General features: G+C 73.4%; 13 protein-coding genes, 2 tRNA genes, 1 other RNA gene and 1 pseudogene. 8 read left to right on the top strand and 9 right to left on the bottom strand.

All coding sequences use genetic code 11. From position 1 onward, the window contains the following. Window positions 1-152: 152 nt before the first annotated feature. The 4 genes and pseudogenes from MUK52_RS33305 to MUK52_RS16910 form a co-directional block, all read right to left on the bottom strand. Window positions 153-360: pseudogene (locus MUK52_RS33305) on the bottom strand (ATP-binding protein); the annotation flags it as partial. After that, window positions 361-2,811, bottom strand: a complete 2,451-nt coding sequence (locus MUK52_RS16900) for a helicase-associated domain-containing protein (protein WP_284577580.1) — start codon at window positions 2,809-2,811, stop codon at window positions 361-363. A gap of 452 nt (window positions 2,812-3,263) precedes the next feature. Beyond that, complete coding sequence (locus tag MUK52_RS16905) at window positions 3,264-3,686, bottom strand: PIN domain nuclease (protein ID WP_284577582.1); 423 nt, start codon at window positions 3,684-3,686, stop codon at window positions 3,264-3,266. Then, window positions 3,683-3,898, bottom strand: coding sequence for a type II toxin-antitoxin system VapB family antitoxin (locus MUK52_RS16910; RefSeq protein ID WP_114058220.1), 216 nt, complete (start codon window positions 3,896-3,898; stop codon window positions 3,683-3,685). Before MUK52_RS16910 ends, MUK52_RS16905 begins: the two co-directional genes overlap by 4 nt. A 589-nt stretch (window positions 3,899-4,487) precedes the next feature. Here MUK52_RS16910 and MUK52_RS16915 point away from each other — a divergent pair. Then, a complete protein-coding gene (locus MUK52_RS16915; RefSeq protein WP_114058219.1) occupies window positions 4,488-4,763 on the top strand; it encodes a hypothetical protein in 276 nt (91 codons plus the stop codon). A gap of 160 nt (window positions 4,764-4,923) precedes the next feature. Next, on the top strand, window positions 4,924-5,187 hold the full coding sequence (locus MUK52_RS16920) for a PIN domain-containing protein (protein WP_284577586.1): 264 nt from the start codon (window positions 4,924-4,926) through the stop codon (window positions 5,185-5,187). On the opposite strand, the gene MUK52_RS16925 is transcribed toward MUK52_RS16920, so the two are convergent. Both MUK52_RS16925 and MUK52_RS16930 read right to left on the bottom strand, forming a co-directional pair. Next, on the bottom strand, window positions 5,162-6,121 hold the full coding sequence (locus tag MUK52_RS16925) for a phosphorothioated DNA-binding restriction endonuclease (RefSeq protein WP_114058218.1): 960 nt from the start codon (window positions 6,119-6,121) through the stop codon (window positions 5,162-5,164). The genes MUK52_RS16920 and MUK52_RS16925 overlap by 26 nt on opposite strands. A gap of 189 nt (window positions 6,122-6,310) precedes the next feature. Beyond that, window positions 6,311-6,395, bottom strand: a tRNA-Ser gene (locus MUK52_RS16930). Window positions 6,396-6,467: 72 nt separating this feature from the next. On the opposite strand from MUK52_RS16930, the gene ffs reads away from it, so the two are divergent. From ffs to MUK52_RS16960, 6 genes are all read left to right on the top strand, one after another. After that, window positions 6,468-6,566, top strand: an RNA gene (gene ffs / locus MUK52_RS16935) — signal recognition particle sRNA small type. A gap of 77 nt (window positions 6,567-6,643) precedes the next feature. Next, complete coding sequence (locus MUK52_RS16940) at window positions 6,644-8,767, top strand: DNA polymerase III subunit gamma and tau (protein WP_284577589.1); 2,124 nt, start codon at window positions 6,644-6,646, stop codon at window positions 8,765-8,767. A gap of 125 nt (window positions 8,768-8,892) precedes the next feature. Then, a complete protein-coding gene (purD, locus tag MUK52_RS16945; RefSeq protein WP_114058216.1) occupies window positions 8,893-10,146 on the top strand; it encodes a phosphoribosylamine--glycine ligase in 1,254 nt (417 codons plus the stop codon). A gap of 287 nt (window positions 10,147-10,433) precedes the next feature. Next, complete coding sequence (locus MUK52_RS16950; RefSeq protein ID WP_114058215.1) at window positions 10,434-12,032, top strand: M48 family metalloprotease; 1,599 nt, start codon at window positions 10,434-10,436, stop codon at window positions 12,030-12,032. A 251-nt stretch (window positions 12,033-12,283) separates the two neighbouring features. Further along, entirely contained in the window at window positions 12,284-13,762 is a 1,479-nt protein-coding gene (locus MUK52_RS16955) for a N,N-dimethylformamidase beta subunit family domain-containing protein (RefSeq protein WP_114058214.1), read from the top strand. A gap of 97 nt (window positions 13,763-13,859) precedes the next feature. Beyond that, window positions 13,860-14,762 carry a phosphoribosylaminoimidazolesuccinocarboxamide synthase gene (locus MUK52_RS16960; protein WP_114058213.1) on the top strand — a complete coding sequence of 301 codons (903 nt, stop codon included), beginning with the start codon at window positions 13,860-13,862 and terminating at the stop codon, window positions 14,760-14,762. Between the two features lie 78 nt (window positions 14,763-14,840). Here MUK52_RS16960 and MUK52_RS16965 read toward each other — a convergent pair. The 3 genes from MUK52_RS16965 to MUK52_RS16975 form a co-directional block, all read right to left on the bottom strand. Beyond that, a tRNA-Gly gene (locus MUK52_RS16965) sits at window positions 14,841-14,916 on the bottom strand. Between the two features lie 22 nt (window positions 14,917-14,938). Then, on the bottom strand, window positions 14,939-15,550 hold the full coding sequence (locus MUK52_RS16970; RefSeq protein WP_114058212.1) for a response regulator transcription factor: 612 nt from the start codon (window positions 15,548-15,550) through the stop codon (window positions 14,939-14,941). Continuing rightward, window positions 15,547-16,794 (bottom strand): sensor histidine kinase, encoded by a 1,248-nt coding sequence (locus tag MUK52_RS16975; RefSeq protein WP_114058211.1) that lies wholly within the window; start codon window positions 16,792-16,794, stop codon window positions 15,547-15,549. Before MUK52_RS16975 ends, MUK52_RS16970 begins: the two co-directional genes overlap by 4 nt. Between the last annotated feature and the right edge of the window lie 18 nt (window positions 16,795-16,812).

The raw sequence follows: 16,812 nt of genomic DNA on the forward strand, positions 1-16,812 counted from the left end.
CCATCACGGGGAAGATCAGACGTCGGCCCAGTGGTCCGAGCCGAGGAAGAGCAGTTCTTTGGCCACCGGTTGCCGGTCCGCGCCGACCAGGTCGATTGCGACGTCGTTGCTGCGGGTCCAGTAGCCGCCGATCGCGGGTGCGGCGGGAAGGAGTCCGCGGAGACCAGCAGCGCGGAGATGGGTTGTCCAGTGAGTCGCGGAGGAACTCCCATACGTCGGCTCCGGGCGCCACTCCGCGCAGATCAGGGGAAGTCCGTCCGTGATCAGGGCGGCGTCGAAGGCCGCGGCCGGGTCAAGGCCGAGCATCTCGCCGATGTCGGCCGGGTTCAGCGGCCCCACGACCATTTCCCGGCCCCGCCGCTACCACTCCTGTTCGAGTGCGGCGCTCATGACGCTGTGGATGCGGGAGAGGGTGAAGACGCGTTCGTCTTCTCGCAGATGGCACCAGGCCTCGAGGAAGGGCGGGTCGAGTTCGAGGTGGCTGAGGGTGCGCACTGTGCGGTTGCCGGAGGTGGCGACGTATTCGACGGTGACGGCCTGACCTGCGTCGATGGCGTGGGCTAGCTGGCGGATGTCGGCGTACGGCAGGCGCTTCGCCCACCCTGCGACGATCTCCTCGGTGTCCGTGGCGAAGGGCACTCCGCCCTCGAACGGTGCTGGTTCGGGAGCCGTGGCCGGGGCGGCCAGCAGCCGGGTCGCCAACGCACTCGGGTCGAGGGCAGCGGGTTCCTTCGCCGTCCTCGGGGCAGCGGCCCGGCCGCCGCCGCTCGCCCTGGAGCCGCGTGGAGGCGGAACGGGTGCGGCGGCCCGCCGAGGCCGGGTCTTCTCGATGCGTACCGTTCCCTCGTCGGTCTCGGCGACGGGGGCGTACCCCTCGGCCCGGAGCGCTGCGAGGGTCGTCCCGAGCGGGCTGCGGCTGATCAGCACCGTCGGTGCCAGCTGCCGGAGTCCGAGCGTGGCCAGCCTGCGGTGGGCGGCGAGTTCGGCCAGGAGGGCGGGCTCGTCGCCGTGGAGGACGCAGGCGGCAGGGGAGATGCGCACGCGCCCGTGGCCGCGTGCGGTGTCGGTGATCAGGTATGTCAGGGGCTGTGGCAGCGGTCCGGCAGCGACGGCGGCCAGGTCGGCCGTGATGTCCTCGGGGGTGCGGCCGGCGTCCAGAGCCCGGCGGACGCTGCCGGCACTGAACCGCCACACCGATGCGGTGCCACTGGTTTCCCGGTCGGCGACGGAGTCCAGGAGTGCGGCCAGCCGCGTGGACGGGGTGCCGGTGACGACGGCGGTGAGGTCGGCGCCGATCCGGGCCGTCGCGGTGGCCGAGGGCAGCAGCCGCCGGCACTCGGCGCCCAGGAGCTCCGCATCGCCGGCTCGCAGGTGGATGCCGATGGCGGACAGAGCACCGCGTGCGAGCACGCCGAGGAGTTCGGCCTCCCGGATCACGGTGGCGAACGGCGGTCCGTCCGGCGACGAGTCGGCGAGCGGGCGGTACCAGGCGATCAGCGGCCCCAGATCCGACGCGACCCGCACGCCGTGCCCTGCCGGGAGCTGCGCGGCTGCGGCCAACAGCCCGTGGCGGGCCTGCACACAGCCGTTGCAGGGCGGTGCGCCGACGAGTGCCGGGAGTGCCTTGTTGTCCTCGTCGCGCGCCTGGGCCGGGGTGAGCGGCAGGTTGCGCCATGCCTGGAGCAGTACGGCGAACTGCTCCGGGGGCTCCTGCTCCGCCCAGACGTCGTAGGCCTCGGTGGGGGCCACCCGATCGCCGTCCCGGGCCAGCAGCCCGGCGGCATGCGCGGTCTCGAGTGTGAGGCGTACGACGGCGTCGTCGGCCTGGGCCGCCTTGCCGATCCGGGCCAGTTCACGCGCACCGATGCCGCCGGACTTCAGCCGGGCCGGCGCGGCCGTCGAGCAGGCCGACAGGACCGAGGCCGCGCCGGCGGCGAATGCCGAGGCCGCGGCCGACGCCTCGTGGTCGACCTCCCTCGGGGTGACCGGCGCCAAGCCCGCGGAGGGCGGGACGGGCCGGAACGGGGCGTGCCAGTCGGGCCCGCGCAGCGCGAGCGCCACCTCGGCGGGCAAACGGGCCGGGCCGTAGCGGTGACGTTCCTGGATCAGGAGTCCCCGATCCAGAGCCCATCGAGCACCCGGTTCGGGATCGGGGCCCGGACTCCCGAACATGACGAACCGCGCGTGCTCCGCTAGCCCCGCCGGCCCCGCCCCCGCTTTGCCTTCGAGCAGCTTCCGAGTCGCCGCAGGGGCCTTGGCGATCACGGAGAGGATCCGCTCCGGGTCGCTGTGGTGTTCCACCAGCGCGGACAGCCGCTGCGCCTTGCTGCCCGGCGGTTTGATGCCCAGTACCGCCAGCATTCCGCGCAGCTCGTCGGAGGTCGTGCCGGCGAGCAGTTCCTCCAGCCGGGCATCCAGACCCAGCGGCGCGTCCCACGCTTGCCGCAGCGGTCCGGCCATGCGGAGCTTCCCCGCGGCGTCCGGCCAGACCAGAGCATGATCGGCCAGAGCCTCCAGTACGGCCTCCAGATCGCCGGTGGTGCCGTCGGCCGCTCCCAGCAGTTCGGCCAGTGCATCGCGCGACGCGGGTGCACGCAGCGCTGCCAGCGCTTCGGCGACCTGGAGATGCGGCAGGGCGAGCTGCGGTAGGGCAAGTGCCACCGATCCCGGGCGCTGAAGACGGTCGGCCAGCTCCCCCAGCGAGCGCGGCTCCGGAGGGGACGCGGCGTCCCTCCGCGTCTCCAGCACGCGCGCCAGACGACGGCCGTCGAGGCTGCCCAGCCAAGTCGTCAGCGTCGATGGGGACTTCATGCCGGGCACCTCGCGAGATCAGGATCATGGCAGCGGGGACTCGCCGCGGGGTTTCCAGGGTGCCGTACCCCTGTGATCCGAGGATGCCGTACGGGACAGGACTCCCCGGTTGGTGGGCGCCGGCATCCGCGGGCAGGCGGGAGCCGGGCAGCCCGGATCCGCTGAATGTTCGAAACGGGCGCTTGTAAACGCAACCAGAAACGCAGCCAGAGCACGGCGAGAATCCGAGCCGCGTATCGCGGCCGGGCCTCGCGTTGTGCCTGTTCAGGCGGCTGCGGAGGATAGGGGATTCGAACGAGTGAGGGGGTGCCCCCGGCACGCTCTCCACATGTTCGTACGGCTGTCCGGCTGGGGCTGTACCCGTCCTGGCCTGCGACGGAGCGTTCTCGTGGCCTTCGTTCGGACGGCCCCGGACGGAGGTGAATGCAGCCAGAACGGCAACTTCTGCCCGGCTACTTACGGCCCTCAGGGCCGTACCACTGAACGGGCTGGCCGGTTACTGCGGCGATGCAGTCGAAGTCGTGGTCACAGTGCAGGAGGGTGAGCCCCTGCAGCTCGGCAGTCGCTGCGACGACGAGGTCGACCGCACCTGCGCTGCGGTGCTTGCCTTGCTTGGTGAGGGCCTCCTGGACCTGCCAGGCGCGGTCGTAGGCGCGGTCGTCGACGGGAACCCAGCCGAAGAGCAACCGCATGTCCTCAATGCCGCGTGCCCGGTCGGCTGCCGACCGGGCGCTGTAGAAGAACTCCAGCTCCGTGACGGGGCACGTGGCGATCAGGCCGGCGGCTGCCGCCTGGTCCCAGCCGTACTGCTCCGCGTCGCCCCGCATGAAGCGGGCGAGCGCGCTGGTGTCGATCAGGTAGAGCGCCGCGTTCACCGCCGGTAGTTCCGCTTGTCCTCGAAGAGCGTCAGATCGAATGAGCCCTCGTCGGCCGCGGCGCGCAGGCGGGTCAGGGCCAGCGCGCGCCGCCTGTTCTCCAGCACCTCGCGCAAGGCGGTGTTGACCGTTTCCTTCTTGGTGCTGGTCCCCAGAGCCTTGGCCACGTCCGCGACCAGTTCGTCATCGAGGTCGATCACCGTACGACTCATGGTACACCTCCTTGATATCAAGTATGGAAAAGATTATACCTCCGCTGGTTCATCGCTGTGCTGCGTTCTCTTCCTCGCGGCTGTTGGGTGTCCGCAGTGGGGCTCGGGTGGAGGTTCGGAGGTGCGCGAACGGGCCGCACTCTGTCCGGGTGGGCAGGTCGGAGTTCGTTCGGTGCGGAAGGGTGAGCGTTCGGGTGTTCGCCGGTCGGGCGTGTGCCGCGGCTGGCCGGCTCCCTCGTGGTCCGCGGCTCCACGGGATGCGACGCCCCTCGTGCCGCGAGCGCCTGTTCCGGGCTCGTATCGGCATTGCGGGCGTGGAGCGCTCAAGACTCGGCGCGAGACCGGGAGGGGTTGCCCCCAACACGCTTTCCACATGTTCGTACCCGGGTCCAGGTGAGGTCGCATGTGTCCTGACCTGCGGCGTAGCGCTTGGGCTGACCCCGTCCGAACGGGCCCGGACGGGGGCGAATGAGACCAGACCTGAGACCAGGCAGCCTGGGTTCGACGGGAACCAGCTTGCGGGACCGCCGGCCAGCCTAGGCTTGTCCTCAGGTATGGGCCCGCGGACTGCTTCGTGGAGGAACCGATCATGAGTACTGCCCCGAACCTCCCGCTCCCGCCCCGTCGGCCTGAAGAGCCGCATCCGCTGCGGACGATTCGGGAGATCCGGGAGTCCTTGCCCGAGCGGCAGCTCGGGCACTTCGACGCCGAGCTCGCCGACACCGACATCGACGCGCTACCGGAGATGCTTCACCGGTGGGCCACTCTCGGCAGTGACGGATTTCTTGATCGGCTTGAGTCGGCTCCGTTCGAGGGTCTGGAGTTCGGGCGGCGTTCCTACGACGATGCGGCGGGCGGCGAGTGATCTATCTGCTCGACACCAACGTGGTCTCCGAGATAACCACCCGGCCGAAGCCGTCTCCGGCTGTTGTGGCCTGGGCCCGTTCGGTCCCGTCCACTGGTCTCTATCTGAGTGTCATCACGATCGCGGAGATCGAGGCGGGCATCGCGCAGACTCCGGACCTGTGCGGCGTGCCGCTTTCGAGCGGGCGCTCGACAGCATTCGCGTTGACTACAGCGACCGGATCGCGGCCATCGGAGAACAGGAGGCCCTCGCGTACCTCGCTCTTCATCGGAAGCTGAAGAGCGCCGTAACCAGCATCGATCCGCCGGATGCGCTGATCGCCGCCACCGCCCTCGCGAACGGGTGGACCCTGGTGAGCCGGAACATCAAGCACCTGGCCCGGACCGGTGCGATCTTGCTCAACCCGTGGGAGTGCGAGGGCTGACCTGCGGGCGGCTGCGCGAGTCCTCGCGAGATCGACTTCGCGGAAGATCTGCTCCGGGGCGCGGGGTGCCGTGGAAGACCTGGCTGGTGTGCCAGGAGCGGTGGTGCGCCGCCACGGGGCGTGCGCCTGGCTGTGGGCCGATGAGAGGGCGGCCCGCGAGGGCTATGACGTGTTCGCGGGCCGCAAGGCTGCGGCCGACGAAGTGCTGCGAGACGAGGACGCGGTGGCCGTCGCCGACACCGAGGACGCCCTTGTCGAAGAGCTTGTGGTGCAGTGAGCAGAGGCAGAGCCCGTTGTCGACGTCATCGGGGCCGCCGAACGCCCACCAGCGCACGTGCGCGGCCTCCAGCCCGACCGGAACCGCTCCGATCCGCCCGTCGTAGCCGCAGAAGGCACACTGGTACTCGTAAGCCGTCAGCACCAGCTCCCGCAACCGCCGGTCCCTCGCCCGTCGCACCGGCGACAGCCGCCCGGTCTCAGTCGGCTCCAGCTCCAGCCCGATCGCTTCGCACAGTTCGCTGTGCAGGGAGGGCGGGAAGTGCTGGTCGAGCAGTACGCGCGCGAGCCGGCCCAGCAGTGAAGGCTCGCGCCGCAGTGCCGCCCGCAGCTCCGGCGCCAGCTGTCCGACGGCCCTGGTTGCCCGCAGCTCGCGCACCGCGCTGCCGGGACTGCCGGGGCCGCGGTCGGTGCGCACTTCCCACACCCCGTCGCTGACCAGATGGTGGAATGGGTAGGCGGGCGTCGTCCTGTTGGGCGGACCGTACTCGGCCAGCAGCCGCTTCAGGTCCTCCTCCACCGCGCTGTAGAACAGCCCCCCGTCGGCGTCCTGCTGGAACCGGCCGAGGGCGTACAGGAAGAGCAGCGGCTTGTGGGGAGCGCGCGCCCCGCCCTTGGTCCACTGCCTCAACGTTGCGGTCCGCTCCAGCCAGTCCATGATCGGCGATCGTAGTGACCGCCGACCCGGACGTGCGCGCACATGTGCGTGAACCCTTGGCGGTACGGTTGTGGATGGTTCGTTCCTGAATGTCTGAAGTAAATGAGACCAAAACTGAGACCAGGGCATGCCGAAGAGCCGGACCGCGATCAGCGGTCCGGCTCTTCGTTTCGCCTGTTCAGGCGGCTGCGGAGGATACGAGATTCGAACTCGTGAGGGGTTGCCCCCAACACGCTTTCCAAGCGTGCGCCCTAGGCCTCTAGGCGAATCCTCCGCGACGAACAATACAAGACGATGAGGGGTGCTAGCGAACTCGATACCCGGGCGCTCCATCCGCTAGGGTGGGGGCAGCCCCTCACGTGGCGCTATCTCACCCAACTCCCCCAGGGCCGGAAGGCAGCAAGGGTAAGTGGGCTCTGGCGGGTGCGTGGGGGGCGTTTGCGTTCCCGGGCGGGCAGTGGACGGTGGCTGCCTGGTGTGCGGCGGGGCGGTTTGTCGGCGGGCCCGGATAACCTCGTAGACGTGTCGTCCCTTGCGCTGTACCGCCGCTACCGCCCCGAGTCGTTCGCCGAGGTCATCGGCCAGGAGCATGTCACCGCTCCGCTGATGCAGGCCCTGCGGAACAACCGGGTCAACCACGCGTACCTGTTCAGCGGGCCCCGCGGCTGTGGCAAGACCACCAGCGCGCGCATCCTGGCCCGGTGCCTGAACTGTGAGCAGGGTCCCACTCCCGATCCGTGCGGGGAGTGCCAGTCCTGCCGGGACCTCGCGCGCAACGGGCCGGGGTCGATCGACGTGATCGAGATCGACGCCGCCTCCCACGGCGGTGTGGACGACGCCCGTGACCTGCGGGAGAAGGCGTTCTTCGGGCCGGCGTCGAGCCGCTACAAGATCTACATCATCGACGAGGCGCACATGGTCACCTCGGCGGGCTTCAACGCCCTGCTGAAGGTGGTCGAGGAGCCGCCGGAGCACCTGAAGTTCATCTTCGCGACCACCGAGCCCGAGAAGGTCATCGGGACCATCCGGTCGCGGACGCACCACTACCCCTTCCGGCTCGTGCCGCCCGGGACGCTGCGCGACTACCTGGGCGAGGTCTGCGGCCGTGAGGGCGCCAAGGTCGAGGACGGTGTGCTGCCGCTCGTGGTGCGGGCCGGCGCGGGCTCCGTGCGTGACTCGATGTCCGTCATGGACCAGCTGCTCGCGGGCGCCGGCGACGAGGGCGTGACGTACGCCATGGCGACGTCCCTGCTCGGCTACACGGACGGGTCGCTGCTGGACTCCGTCGTGGACGCGTTCGCCGCGGGGGACGGGGCCGCCGCGTTCGAGGTCGTCGACCGCGTCGTCGAGGGCGGGAACGACCCGCGCCGCTTCGTCGCCGACCTGCTGGAGCGGCTGCGCGACCTCGTGATCCTCGCTGCCGTGCCCGACGCCGCGGAGAAGGGGCTGATCGACGCCCCCGCCGATGTGCTGGAGCGGATGCAGGCGCAGGCGTCCGTCTTCGGTGCGGCCGAGCTCAGCCGGGCCGCCGACCTGGTGAACACCGGTCTGACCGAGATGCGGGGCGCCACCTCGCCGCGGCTCCAGCTGGAGCTGATCTGTGCGCGGGTGCTGCTGCCCGCGGCGTTCGACGACGAGCGGTCCTTCCAGGCGCGTCTGGAGCGGCTGGAGCGGGGCGGAGCGGCCGCCGCGGCCATGGCGGGGGCCGCGGCGCTCGGGGCGCCCCCCGCCGCGCCCGTGTCCCTGCCCGTGGCCGCGCCGCCGGCCGTGCAGCCCGCGGCGCCGCAGCCCGCCATGGGGTACTCGCCCGGTCCCGAGGCGCACGCCATGGCGCCGGTGGCCGCTGCGCCGCCGCCGCAGCCTGCCGCGCCCGCCGCCCAGCCCGCCCAGCCTGCCGCGCCCGCCGCGGAGGCTCCCGCGGCGCCGGGGGCGTGGCCCGGGCGGCCAAGCCCGGCTCCGGGGTGCGCGGCGCCTGGCCCACCGCGGCCGCGCCCGGGCAGGGCGCTCCCGCCCCCGCCGCACCGGCACCGGCCCCGGCGGCCGCCGCGGCCCCCGCTCCCGCCCCGGCCGCCGCGGCTCCGGCCGCGCAGCCCTCGCCGGGCATGGCGGCGGGCGCCGGGCAGGTGCAGGCGATGTGGCCCGGCATCCTCGACGCCGTCAAGAACCGCCGCCGCTTCACCTGGATCCTGCTCAGCCAGAACGCCCAGGTCACCGGATTCGACGGAACCACCCTCCAGCTCGGCTTCCCCAACCCCGGAGCCCGCGACAACTTCGCGAGCAGCGGCAGCGAGGACGTGCTCAAGGCCGTCCTGGCCGAGCAGTTCCAGGTCAACTGGAAGATCGACGCCGTCGTCGGCGGCGGCCAGCCCGCCCCGCAGCCGTCCGCGTACGGCGCCCCGGCGTACGGGGCACCGGCCGCCGCGCCCGCCCCGGCCCACAGCCCGCCGCCGGCTGCCCCGTCCGCTCCCGCGGCACCGGCGCCCGCGCCGCAGCCGTCCGCCCCGCCCCAGCAGTACCAGCCGCCGCAGCAGCCCCCGCAGGCCGCCGCCGCGCCGCAGGCGCCCGTACGGCAGGCACCGCCGCCGGTCGCGCCCGAGGACGACGTACCGGAGGAGGACGACCCCGACCTCGTCGAGAGCGCGCTGACCGGGCACGACCTCATCGTCCGCGAGCTCGGGGCGACCGTTGTGGAGGAATACACGAACGAGTAGGGACCCGTTTTCGGGTGGCCGCACAAAGGGCCGGCGCGCGGGCGGGCTAGGCTGCATGGCGTGAAGGTCCTCGTCATCGGCAGCGGCGCCCGCGAACACGCCCTGTGCCGCTCCCTGTCCCTCGACCCCGCCGTCGACGCGCTGTACTGCGCCCCCGGCAACGCCGGCATCGCCGAGGTGGCGGAGCTGCGCCCGGTCGACGCCCTCGACGGCGCCGCCGTGGCCGGCCTCGCCGCCGAGCTCGGCGCCGGCCTGGTCGTCATCGGCCCCGAAGCGCCCCTCGTCGCCGGCGTCGCCGACGCCGTCCGCGCCGCCGGCATCCCCGTCTTCGGGCCGTCCCGCGAGGCGGCGCAGCTGGAGGGGTCCAAGGCGTTCGCGAAGGACGTCATGGCCGCCGCCGGCGTCCCGACGGCCCGCAGCTACGTCTGCACCACGCCCGAGGAGGTCGACGAGGCGCTCGACGCCTTCGGCGCCCCCTACGTCGTCAAGGACGACGGCCTCGCGGCCGGCAAGGGCGTCGTCGTCACCGACGACCTGGAGGCCGCCCGCGCCCACGCGCTGGCCTGCGACCGCGTCGTCATCGAGGAGTACCTCGACGGCCCCGAGGTCTCCCTCTTCGCCATCACCGACGGCGCCACCGTGGTTCCGCTGCGCCCCGCCCAGGACTTCAAGCGCGCGCTCGACGGCGACCAGGGCCCCAACACAGGCGGCATGGGCGCCTACTCGCCGCTGCCGTGGGCCGACCCCGAGCTGGTCGACGAGGTCATGGCGACGGTGCTCCAGCCGACCGTCGACGAGCTGCGCCGCCGCGGCACCCCCTTCTCCGGCCTGCTGTACGCCGGCCTCGCGATCACCTCGCGCGGCGTCCGCGTCATCGAGTTCAACGCCCGCTTCGGCGACCCCGAGACGCAGGTCGTCCTGGCCCGTCTGAAGACCCCGCTCGCAGGCGTGCTGCTGAACGCGGCCAACGGCACCCTGGACGCCGAGCCGCCGCTGTCCTGGCGCGACGACGCCGCCGTCACGGTGGTCATCGCCTCGCACAACTACCCGGGCACGCCGCGCACCGGGGACCCGATCGAGGGCCTGGACGAGGTCGCCGCCGAGGACGGCCCCGACGCGTACGTGCTGCACGCGGGGACCCGGCGCGAGGGCGACGCGGTCGTCAGCGCGGGCGGCCGCGTCCTGTCGGTGACCGCCACGGGCGCCGACCTCGCGGAGGCCCGGGAGAAGGCGTACCGGGCTGTCGCGCGGATCCGGCTGGACGGCTCCCAGCACCGTACGGACATCGCCGCGAAGGCGGCCGCAGACAGCTGAGCAGGCAGATCCGCGACGCGGGCCCGGTGCGCGAGAGACCTGCGCACCGGGCCCGCGCGCATGTGCGTGTGCGAGTGCATCCGGCCGCGTTCGAACGCAGCAGCTTTGCCCAAAGCCATTCCATCGAGTGATCGTCATACTGTCCGGCTGACTGCCGGCCGCTCCCCAACTAGGGTGCGGCGCAAGCATTCCGGCACTTGGCCCACCGGCATTGCGATGTCAGTGGCGGGTGTCACAGTGGGGGAGTGAGCGAAACCGCCGCAGGGCAGAGGGGGTGAGGTCCGGCCGTGTCCGGAACCGGTTCGTATCGGGAAGGCGGCGCGCCGTCCGCGCGCTCCCGGGCCCTGGCTGTGCTCCGCGTGCGGAGCAGGGCGCTGGCCCTCTGCCTGCTGCCCGCCGCCGCGGCGGTGGTGCTGGTGACCGCCCGCATGACGGGCCGGCTCGCCGGCGATCCGTGGCCGCTGGTCACCCTCGTCGTCTGCGCGGTGGCTGCTGTCGTGCTGCTCGCCGCGGGCGTCTTCGCCGCCGTGGTGCTGCGCGCGGGCCCGCCCGTGACCCCGACCGTGCCGTTGGCCGAGTCGGAGGCGCCCGACCTGTACCGGCTGGTGCGGGACCTGGCCGACCGGATGGAGGTGCCCGCCCCGTCGGCCATAGCGCTCGCGCCGGACTGCGACAGCTGGCTGGAGGACCGCACGCATGCGGCCCACCGGCGGCGGGGCGCGGCCGCCGGCCCGGGCAGCGCGCCCGGCGCCGCGCCGGTGCTGGTGATCGGCTCCCCGTTCCTGTGGTGGATGCGGGTGGCGGAGCTGCGGGCGGTGCTCGCGCCCGTCGTCGCCGGTACGGGGCCCTCGGCGCACCCGGACATAGCCGACGCCCGGAGCTTCGTCCGTGGGCTCGACGCCGCCGCCGACGTGGGCAGCAGGCCCGGCCTCGGCTGGATCGGCCGCCCGGCCCGGCTGCTGCTGCGGCTCTGCCGGGACGACGCCGCCGAGATGGAGCGGGGTGTCGCCGCCGCCGCGTCCGCGCGGGCCGAGCGGGTCGACTACGGTCTGCGGATCACCGCCCAGGAGCAGGTCGGCCTCGCGTACGCGGGCTGGGACCGGCTGCTGACCAGGGTGGCGCTGCCCGCCTGGCGGATGGGCCGCTGGCCCTCCCACCTCGACGCGGGGGTCGTCTCCGCGCTGACCGAGCTGTCCCGGCGGGACCGGCTGGCCGACGGGTTCACCTCCCGGCTGGGCGAGCGGCCCGCCTGCGACCTGCTGGAGCGCCCCGGCGCGGTGGACGAGGCCGCCTCGCTGCTCGCCGCGCGGCTGTTCCACGGCGGCCCGGCCGAGCCGGGGCCGCAGTGGTCGCCCGTGGACTGGGCCGCGTACCCGGAGGAGGTCGTGGACCGCAAGTGGCGCCGGGAGGCGGCCCGGCTGCATGCCGCGCTGGACGCCCTTGCGGTGCCGGCCGGCACCGGGCCCACCCTGGACCGGGTTCTCGGCTACCTGGCGGGCGGGGGCGGCGAGGGCGGCCCCGGGGAGGCGCTGGCGGGGCGCCTCAGCGCCGATGTGGCCAGGGAGGAACGTTCCGCGGAGCACCGCGCCGAGCCGGTGCGGGGGGCGGACGCGGTGCCGCTGTTCCCGCTCCAGCCGCAGCGCAGCGGCCGCGACCTGCTCGCCGACCACGTGACGGCCGCGGTGTGCTGCGCTGCCGTCGACGGCGTGGGCGCCGGCCCGGGCCTGGACTGGCTGGACGGCCCCGTCCTCCTGCTCGCCGGGGAGCGCCGCCAGGACCTCGCCCCCCGCGTCCTGAGCCTCGTGGAGGACGGTGACGCGGAACCCCTCCGCGACTGGCTCGCAGCCCTGGGCATCCGCCCGGAGAAGCCGATCCGCCTTCTCTGACCGCCCCGGCTGCCCCTGGCTCACCGGCGCCGGGGCCCGCCTCCTGCACCACTGGAATCCCACAGGCAACTCCCGTTCGCCGTGCCGGGGCAGGGCTGATTTCCGGGCGGTGGCCGGTTGTGGCGAACGGTGACGGAATCAGCGCGTTATGTGATGTGCTGGGACCGGCCGCGGTCGGTCGCCCGGGCAGCCGAGCCGTGCCGGCAGCATGCAGCAGAGGACCGTACGGGGGAGCGAGGGAGGGGCGCGGAATGGGTTCGGACCAGATCCGGCGGTGGGAGTCGGGGGCACTCGCCCATGCGGTGAACGACCCCTTCGGGCAGGGCCCGCTGCCGTGGTTCCGCGGCAGCGAGGTCTACTTCGGCGACACCGGGCAGGTCGTGCCATGGTACGTCGACCCGGCCATCGCCCCCGGCCGGCCGGCCCGCGCCACGGGCAGCGGCGGCCCCCGCACCGCGGACGACGTGCACCGGCAGATCAAGGGGTTCGCCTCCACCGGGGCGGTGGCCCCGGGCGAGGCCATCGACTTCCACATCACGGTCGACCCGCCCCAGCAGTTCTCCGTCGACGTCTACCGCATCGGCCACTACGGCGGCGACGGCGCCTCGAAGATCACCACCAGCCCCCGCCTCTCCGGGATCGTGCAGCCGCCCCCGCTGACCGCCGACCGGACCGTGTCCTGCCACCACTGGTGGCTGTCGTGGCGGCTGCAGGTCCCCTCGTACTGGAACCTCGGCGCCTACGTCGCCGTGCTGACCACCGCCGACGGCTACCGGTCCCACATCCCGTTCACCGTCCGAGACGAGCACCCCGCCGACCTGCTCCTGCTGCTGCCGGACGTCACCTGGCAGGCGTACAACCTGTACCCGGAGGACGGCCGCACGGGCGCCAGCCTCTACCACGCCTGGGACGCGGACGGCCGGCTGCTCGGCGAGCGCGACGCGGCGGTCACCGTCTCCTTCGACCGCCCCTACGCCGGCGCCGGGCTCCCGCTGCACGTCGGCCACGCCTACGACTTCATCCGCTGGGCCGAGCGCTACGGCTACGACCTCGCCTACGCCGACACCCGGGACCTGCACGCCGGCCGCGTCGACCCCACCCGCTACCGCGGCCTCGTCTTCCCCGGCCACGACGAGTACTGGTCGGCGGCCATGCGCCGCACCGCCGAGCGGGCCCGCGACCACGGCACCTCCCTCGTCTTCCTCTCCGCGAACACCATGTACTGGCAGGTCGAACTCGGCCCCTCCCCCTCGGGGGTTCCCGACCGGCTCCTGACCTGCCGAAAACGCCGCGGCCCGGGCCGCCCCTGCCTGTGGCGCGAGGTCGACCGCCCGGAGCAGCAGCTCCTCGGCATCCAGTACGCGGGCCGGGTCCCGGAGCCCGCCCCGCTCGTCGTCCGCAACGCCGAGCACTGGCTGTGGGACTCCACCGGGGCCGGCGAGAACGACGAGCTGCCCGGCCTGGTCGCGGGCGAGGCCGACCGGTACTTCCCGCGCACCCAGCTGCCCGAGCACCACGACCGGATCCTCCTCGCGCACTCCCCGTACCTCGACGGCGAGGGGGTGCGGCGGCACCAGGAGACCTCCCTGTACCGGGCGCCGAGCGGGGCGCTGGTCTTCGCCTCCGGCACCTTCGCGTGGTCCCCGGCGCTGGACCGCCCCGGGCACGTCGACGAGCGGATCCAGCGGGCCACGGCGAACCTCCTCGACCGGATCTGCAAGAGGGACTGAGCCGGGCGCCGCCCCCGCCGCCCCGACCCTCGTCGGCCGCTGCACGGCCGGTGCGGGAGAATGGGGCTGCGCTCGTACAGAACCACAGGGAGACCCCGTGTCCGGATTCGTCGAAAAGCCCGAGCCGGTGCAGGTGCCGGGCCTCGTCCACCTCCACACCGGCAAGGTGCGGGACCTCTACCGCGACGGGGACGGCAACCTCGTCATGGTCGCCAGCGACCGCATCTCCGCCTTCGACTGGGTGCTGCCCACCGGCATCCCGGACAAGGGCCGCGTCCTGACACAGCTGTCGCTGTGGTGGTTCGACCAGCTCGCCGACCTCGTCCCGAACCACGTCATCGGGACCGGCCTGCCCGCCGGCGCCCCCGCCGACTGGGAGGGCCGCACCCTGGTCTGCAAGGACCTGGAGATGGTCCCGGTCGAGTGCGTCGCCCGCGGCTACCTCACCGGCTCCGGCCTCGCCGAGTACCGGCAGACCCGTACGGTGTGCGGGCTCGCGCTGCCCGAGGGGCTCGTGGACGGCTCGGAGCTGCCCGCGCCGATCTTCACGCCGGCCGCCAAGGCGGAGGTCGGCGAGCACGACGAGAACGTCTCGTACGAGGAGGTGGCCCGCACCACCGGCGCCGAGACCGCCGCCCTGCTGCGCCGGACGACCCTGGACGTCTACGGGCGTGCCCGGGACATCGCCCGCGAGCGCGGGATCATCCTCGCGGACACCAAGTTCGAGTTCGGTTTCGACCGCGACGGCACGCTGGTCGCCGCCGACGAGGTGCTGACCCCCGACTCGTCCCGCTTCTGGCCGGCCGACCTGTGGGAGCCGGGCCGCGCCCAGCCGTCCTTCGACAAGCAGTTCGTCCGCGACTGGCTGTCCTCCCCGGCCTCCGGTTGGGACCCCAAGGGCGAACTGCCGCCGCCCGCCCTGCCGCAGGACGTCGTCGAGCAGACCCGCGCCAAGTACGTCGAGGCGTACGAGCGGCTCACCGGCCTGTCCTGGTCCTGAACGCGCGCCCCCCTCGGCCGAGCCGCGCCGAGGGGGGAGACGCCGGAAGCCCCCGGTCGGTGACCGGGGGCTTCCCTGTGGAGCGGACAACGAGACTCGAACTCGCGACATCCACCTTGGCAAGGTGGTGCTCTACCAACTGAGCTATGTCCGCAGGCGCCGTGGCGCGGGCACCACTATACCCAACCCCGCTCCCTGGCGAGACGCACCGCGGTGTGCCGGTTCTCGGCTCCCAGCTTCGAGGCCGCCGACGACAGGTAGTTGCGTACGGTGCCCTGCGACAGACCGGCCCGTTCGGCGATCTCCGCGATCGGCGCGCCGTCCCCGGCGAGCTCCAGCACCTCGGCCTCGCGGGCGGTCAGCGGCGAGTCGCCGGCGCTGATCGCGTCGGCCGCCAACTCGGGGTCCACGTACCGGCCGCCCGCGTGCACGGTGCGGATGAGCTCGGCGAGCCGCTGCGCCGACACGGTCTTCGGGGCGAACGCCCGCACGCCCGCGGCGAGGGCCCGCTTGAGGTGGCCGGGCCGCCCGTGACTGGTGACGATCATGGTGCGGCAGTCGGGGAGCTCGGCCTTCAGGGACGTGGCGACGCTCACGCCGTCCGCCCCCGGCATCTGCAGGTCGAGCACCGCCACGTCGGGCCGGTGCGCGCGGGCCATTGCCAGCGCCTCGGGCCCCGATGCCGCCTCGGCGACGACCAGCAGGTCGTCCTCCAGGGCGAGCAGGGCGGCGAGCGCGCCGCGGATCAGGTGCTCGTCGTCGGCCAGCAGTACGCGCACGGGGCTCATGCCCGCACCTCCAGTCCTCGCAGTTGGCGACCGGGGATCCGGGCGCGCAGCCGGAACCGGCCGTCGCCGAGCGGGCCGGCCTCCAGAGTGCCGTCCAGGGCGGCGAGCCGCTCCCGCAGCCCGGCCAGTCCCGAGCCGGGGGGCCCGGCGGGGGCGCCCGGGGCTCCGTCGTTCTCCACGTCCAGGGTGAGCGCGCCGTCGCCGGCGGCCGCGCCGCCGGGGCTCTCGGCGGGAACGGTGAGGCGGATCACACAGGACCGGGCGTCGCCGTGCCGCAGCACGTTCGTGGTGGCCTCGCGGACCACCCACCCGAGCGCCGACTGCACCTCGGGGCGCAGGGCCCGCCCGGCCTCCACCTCGACCCTGCAGTCCATGCCGGCCGCGGCGAGGACGCCGCGGGCACCCTCCAGCTCGACCGCGAGGTCGGCCTCCCGGTAGCCGCGGACGACGTCGCGCACCTCGCGCTGGGATTCGCGGGCGATCCGCTGGACCTCGATCATCTGGTCCACGGCCTCGGGGCGCTCGCGGCGGGCCAGCTGCACGGCGAGTTCGCTCTTCAGGGCGATGACGGCGAGGTTGCGGCCCATGACGTCGTGCAGGTCCCGGCCGAAGCGGAGGCGCTCCTCGGCGACGGCGAGCTGGGCCTGGAGCTCGCGGGCGCGGTCGAGTTCGTGGACGGTCTTGAGGAGCCAGGCGGAGAAGGCGCAGGTGAAGGTGAGGAGGAGGCTGGTGAGGAAGACCCCGGTCGCGTATCCGGCTGCTTCCATGGGGGGTCGCAGTGCCGCGGACGGCAGCCCGGCGAGCACGGCCGCCGCGGCGGGCAGGCACGCCATGTGGCGGACCTTGTCCAGGGCGAGGGCGAGGGCGCCCGTAGCGAAGGCGACGGTGTTGACCACGATGATCGGGGTGGCGTTGCCGTCTCCGGCCTTCCCGGCGGAGTGCAGCAGGAGCAGGGCGGCCACGAGCACCACGGTCAGGGCGGAGAAGGCGGCGGCGTGCCGTACGGGGCGCTCGCGGCGGCCCAGGGCCCAGTCCAGTGCCCTGGCGGACAGCACCCCGAACAGCACGGGGTGGGCCAGTACGGGCAGGAGGAGGGCCGGGGCGACGTGCTTCGGCATCGCGCCGAGCGCGCCGACGAGCGCGAGCGCCTCGATGGCCATGAAGAAGTGGAACGACCAGCGCGTGTACAGCTCGACCTTGGCCGCGCTGCTGCGGTTCCTCCACCATCCGGTCAGTCTCGACACGGTCCCCGTCCGTCCCCC

Origin of the sequence: Streptomyces sp. 2P-4, from assembly GCF_030167965.1 — a bacterium.
GTDB lineage: Bacteria > Actinomycetota > Actinomycetes > Streptomycetales > Streptomycetaceae > Streptomyces > Streptomyces globosus_A.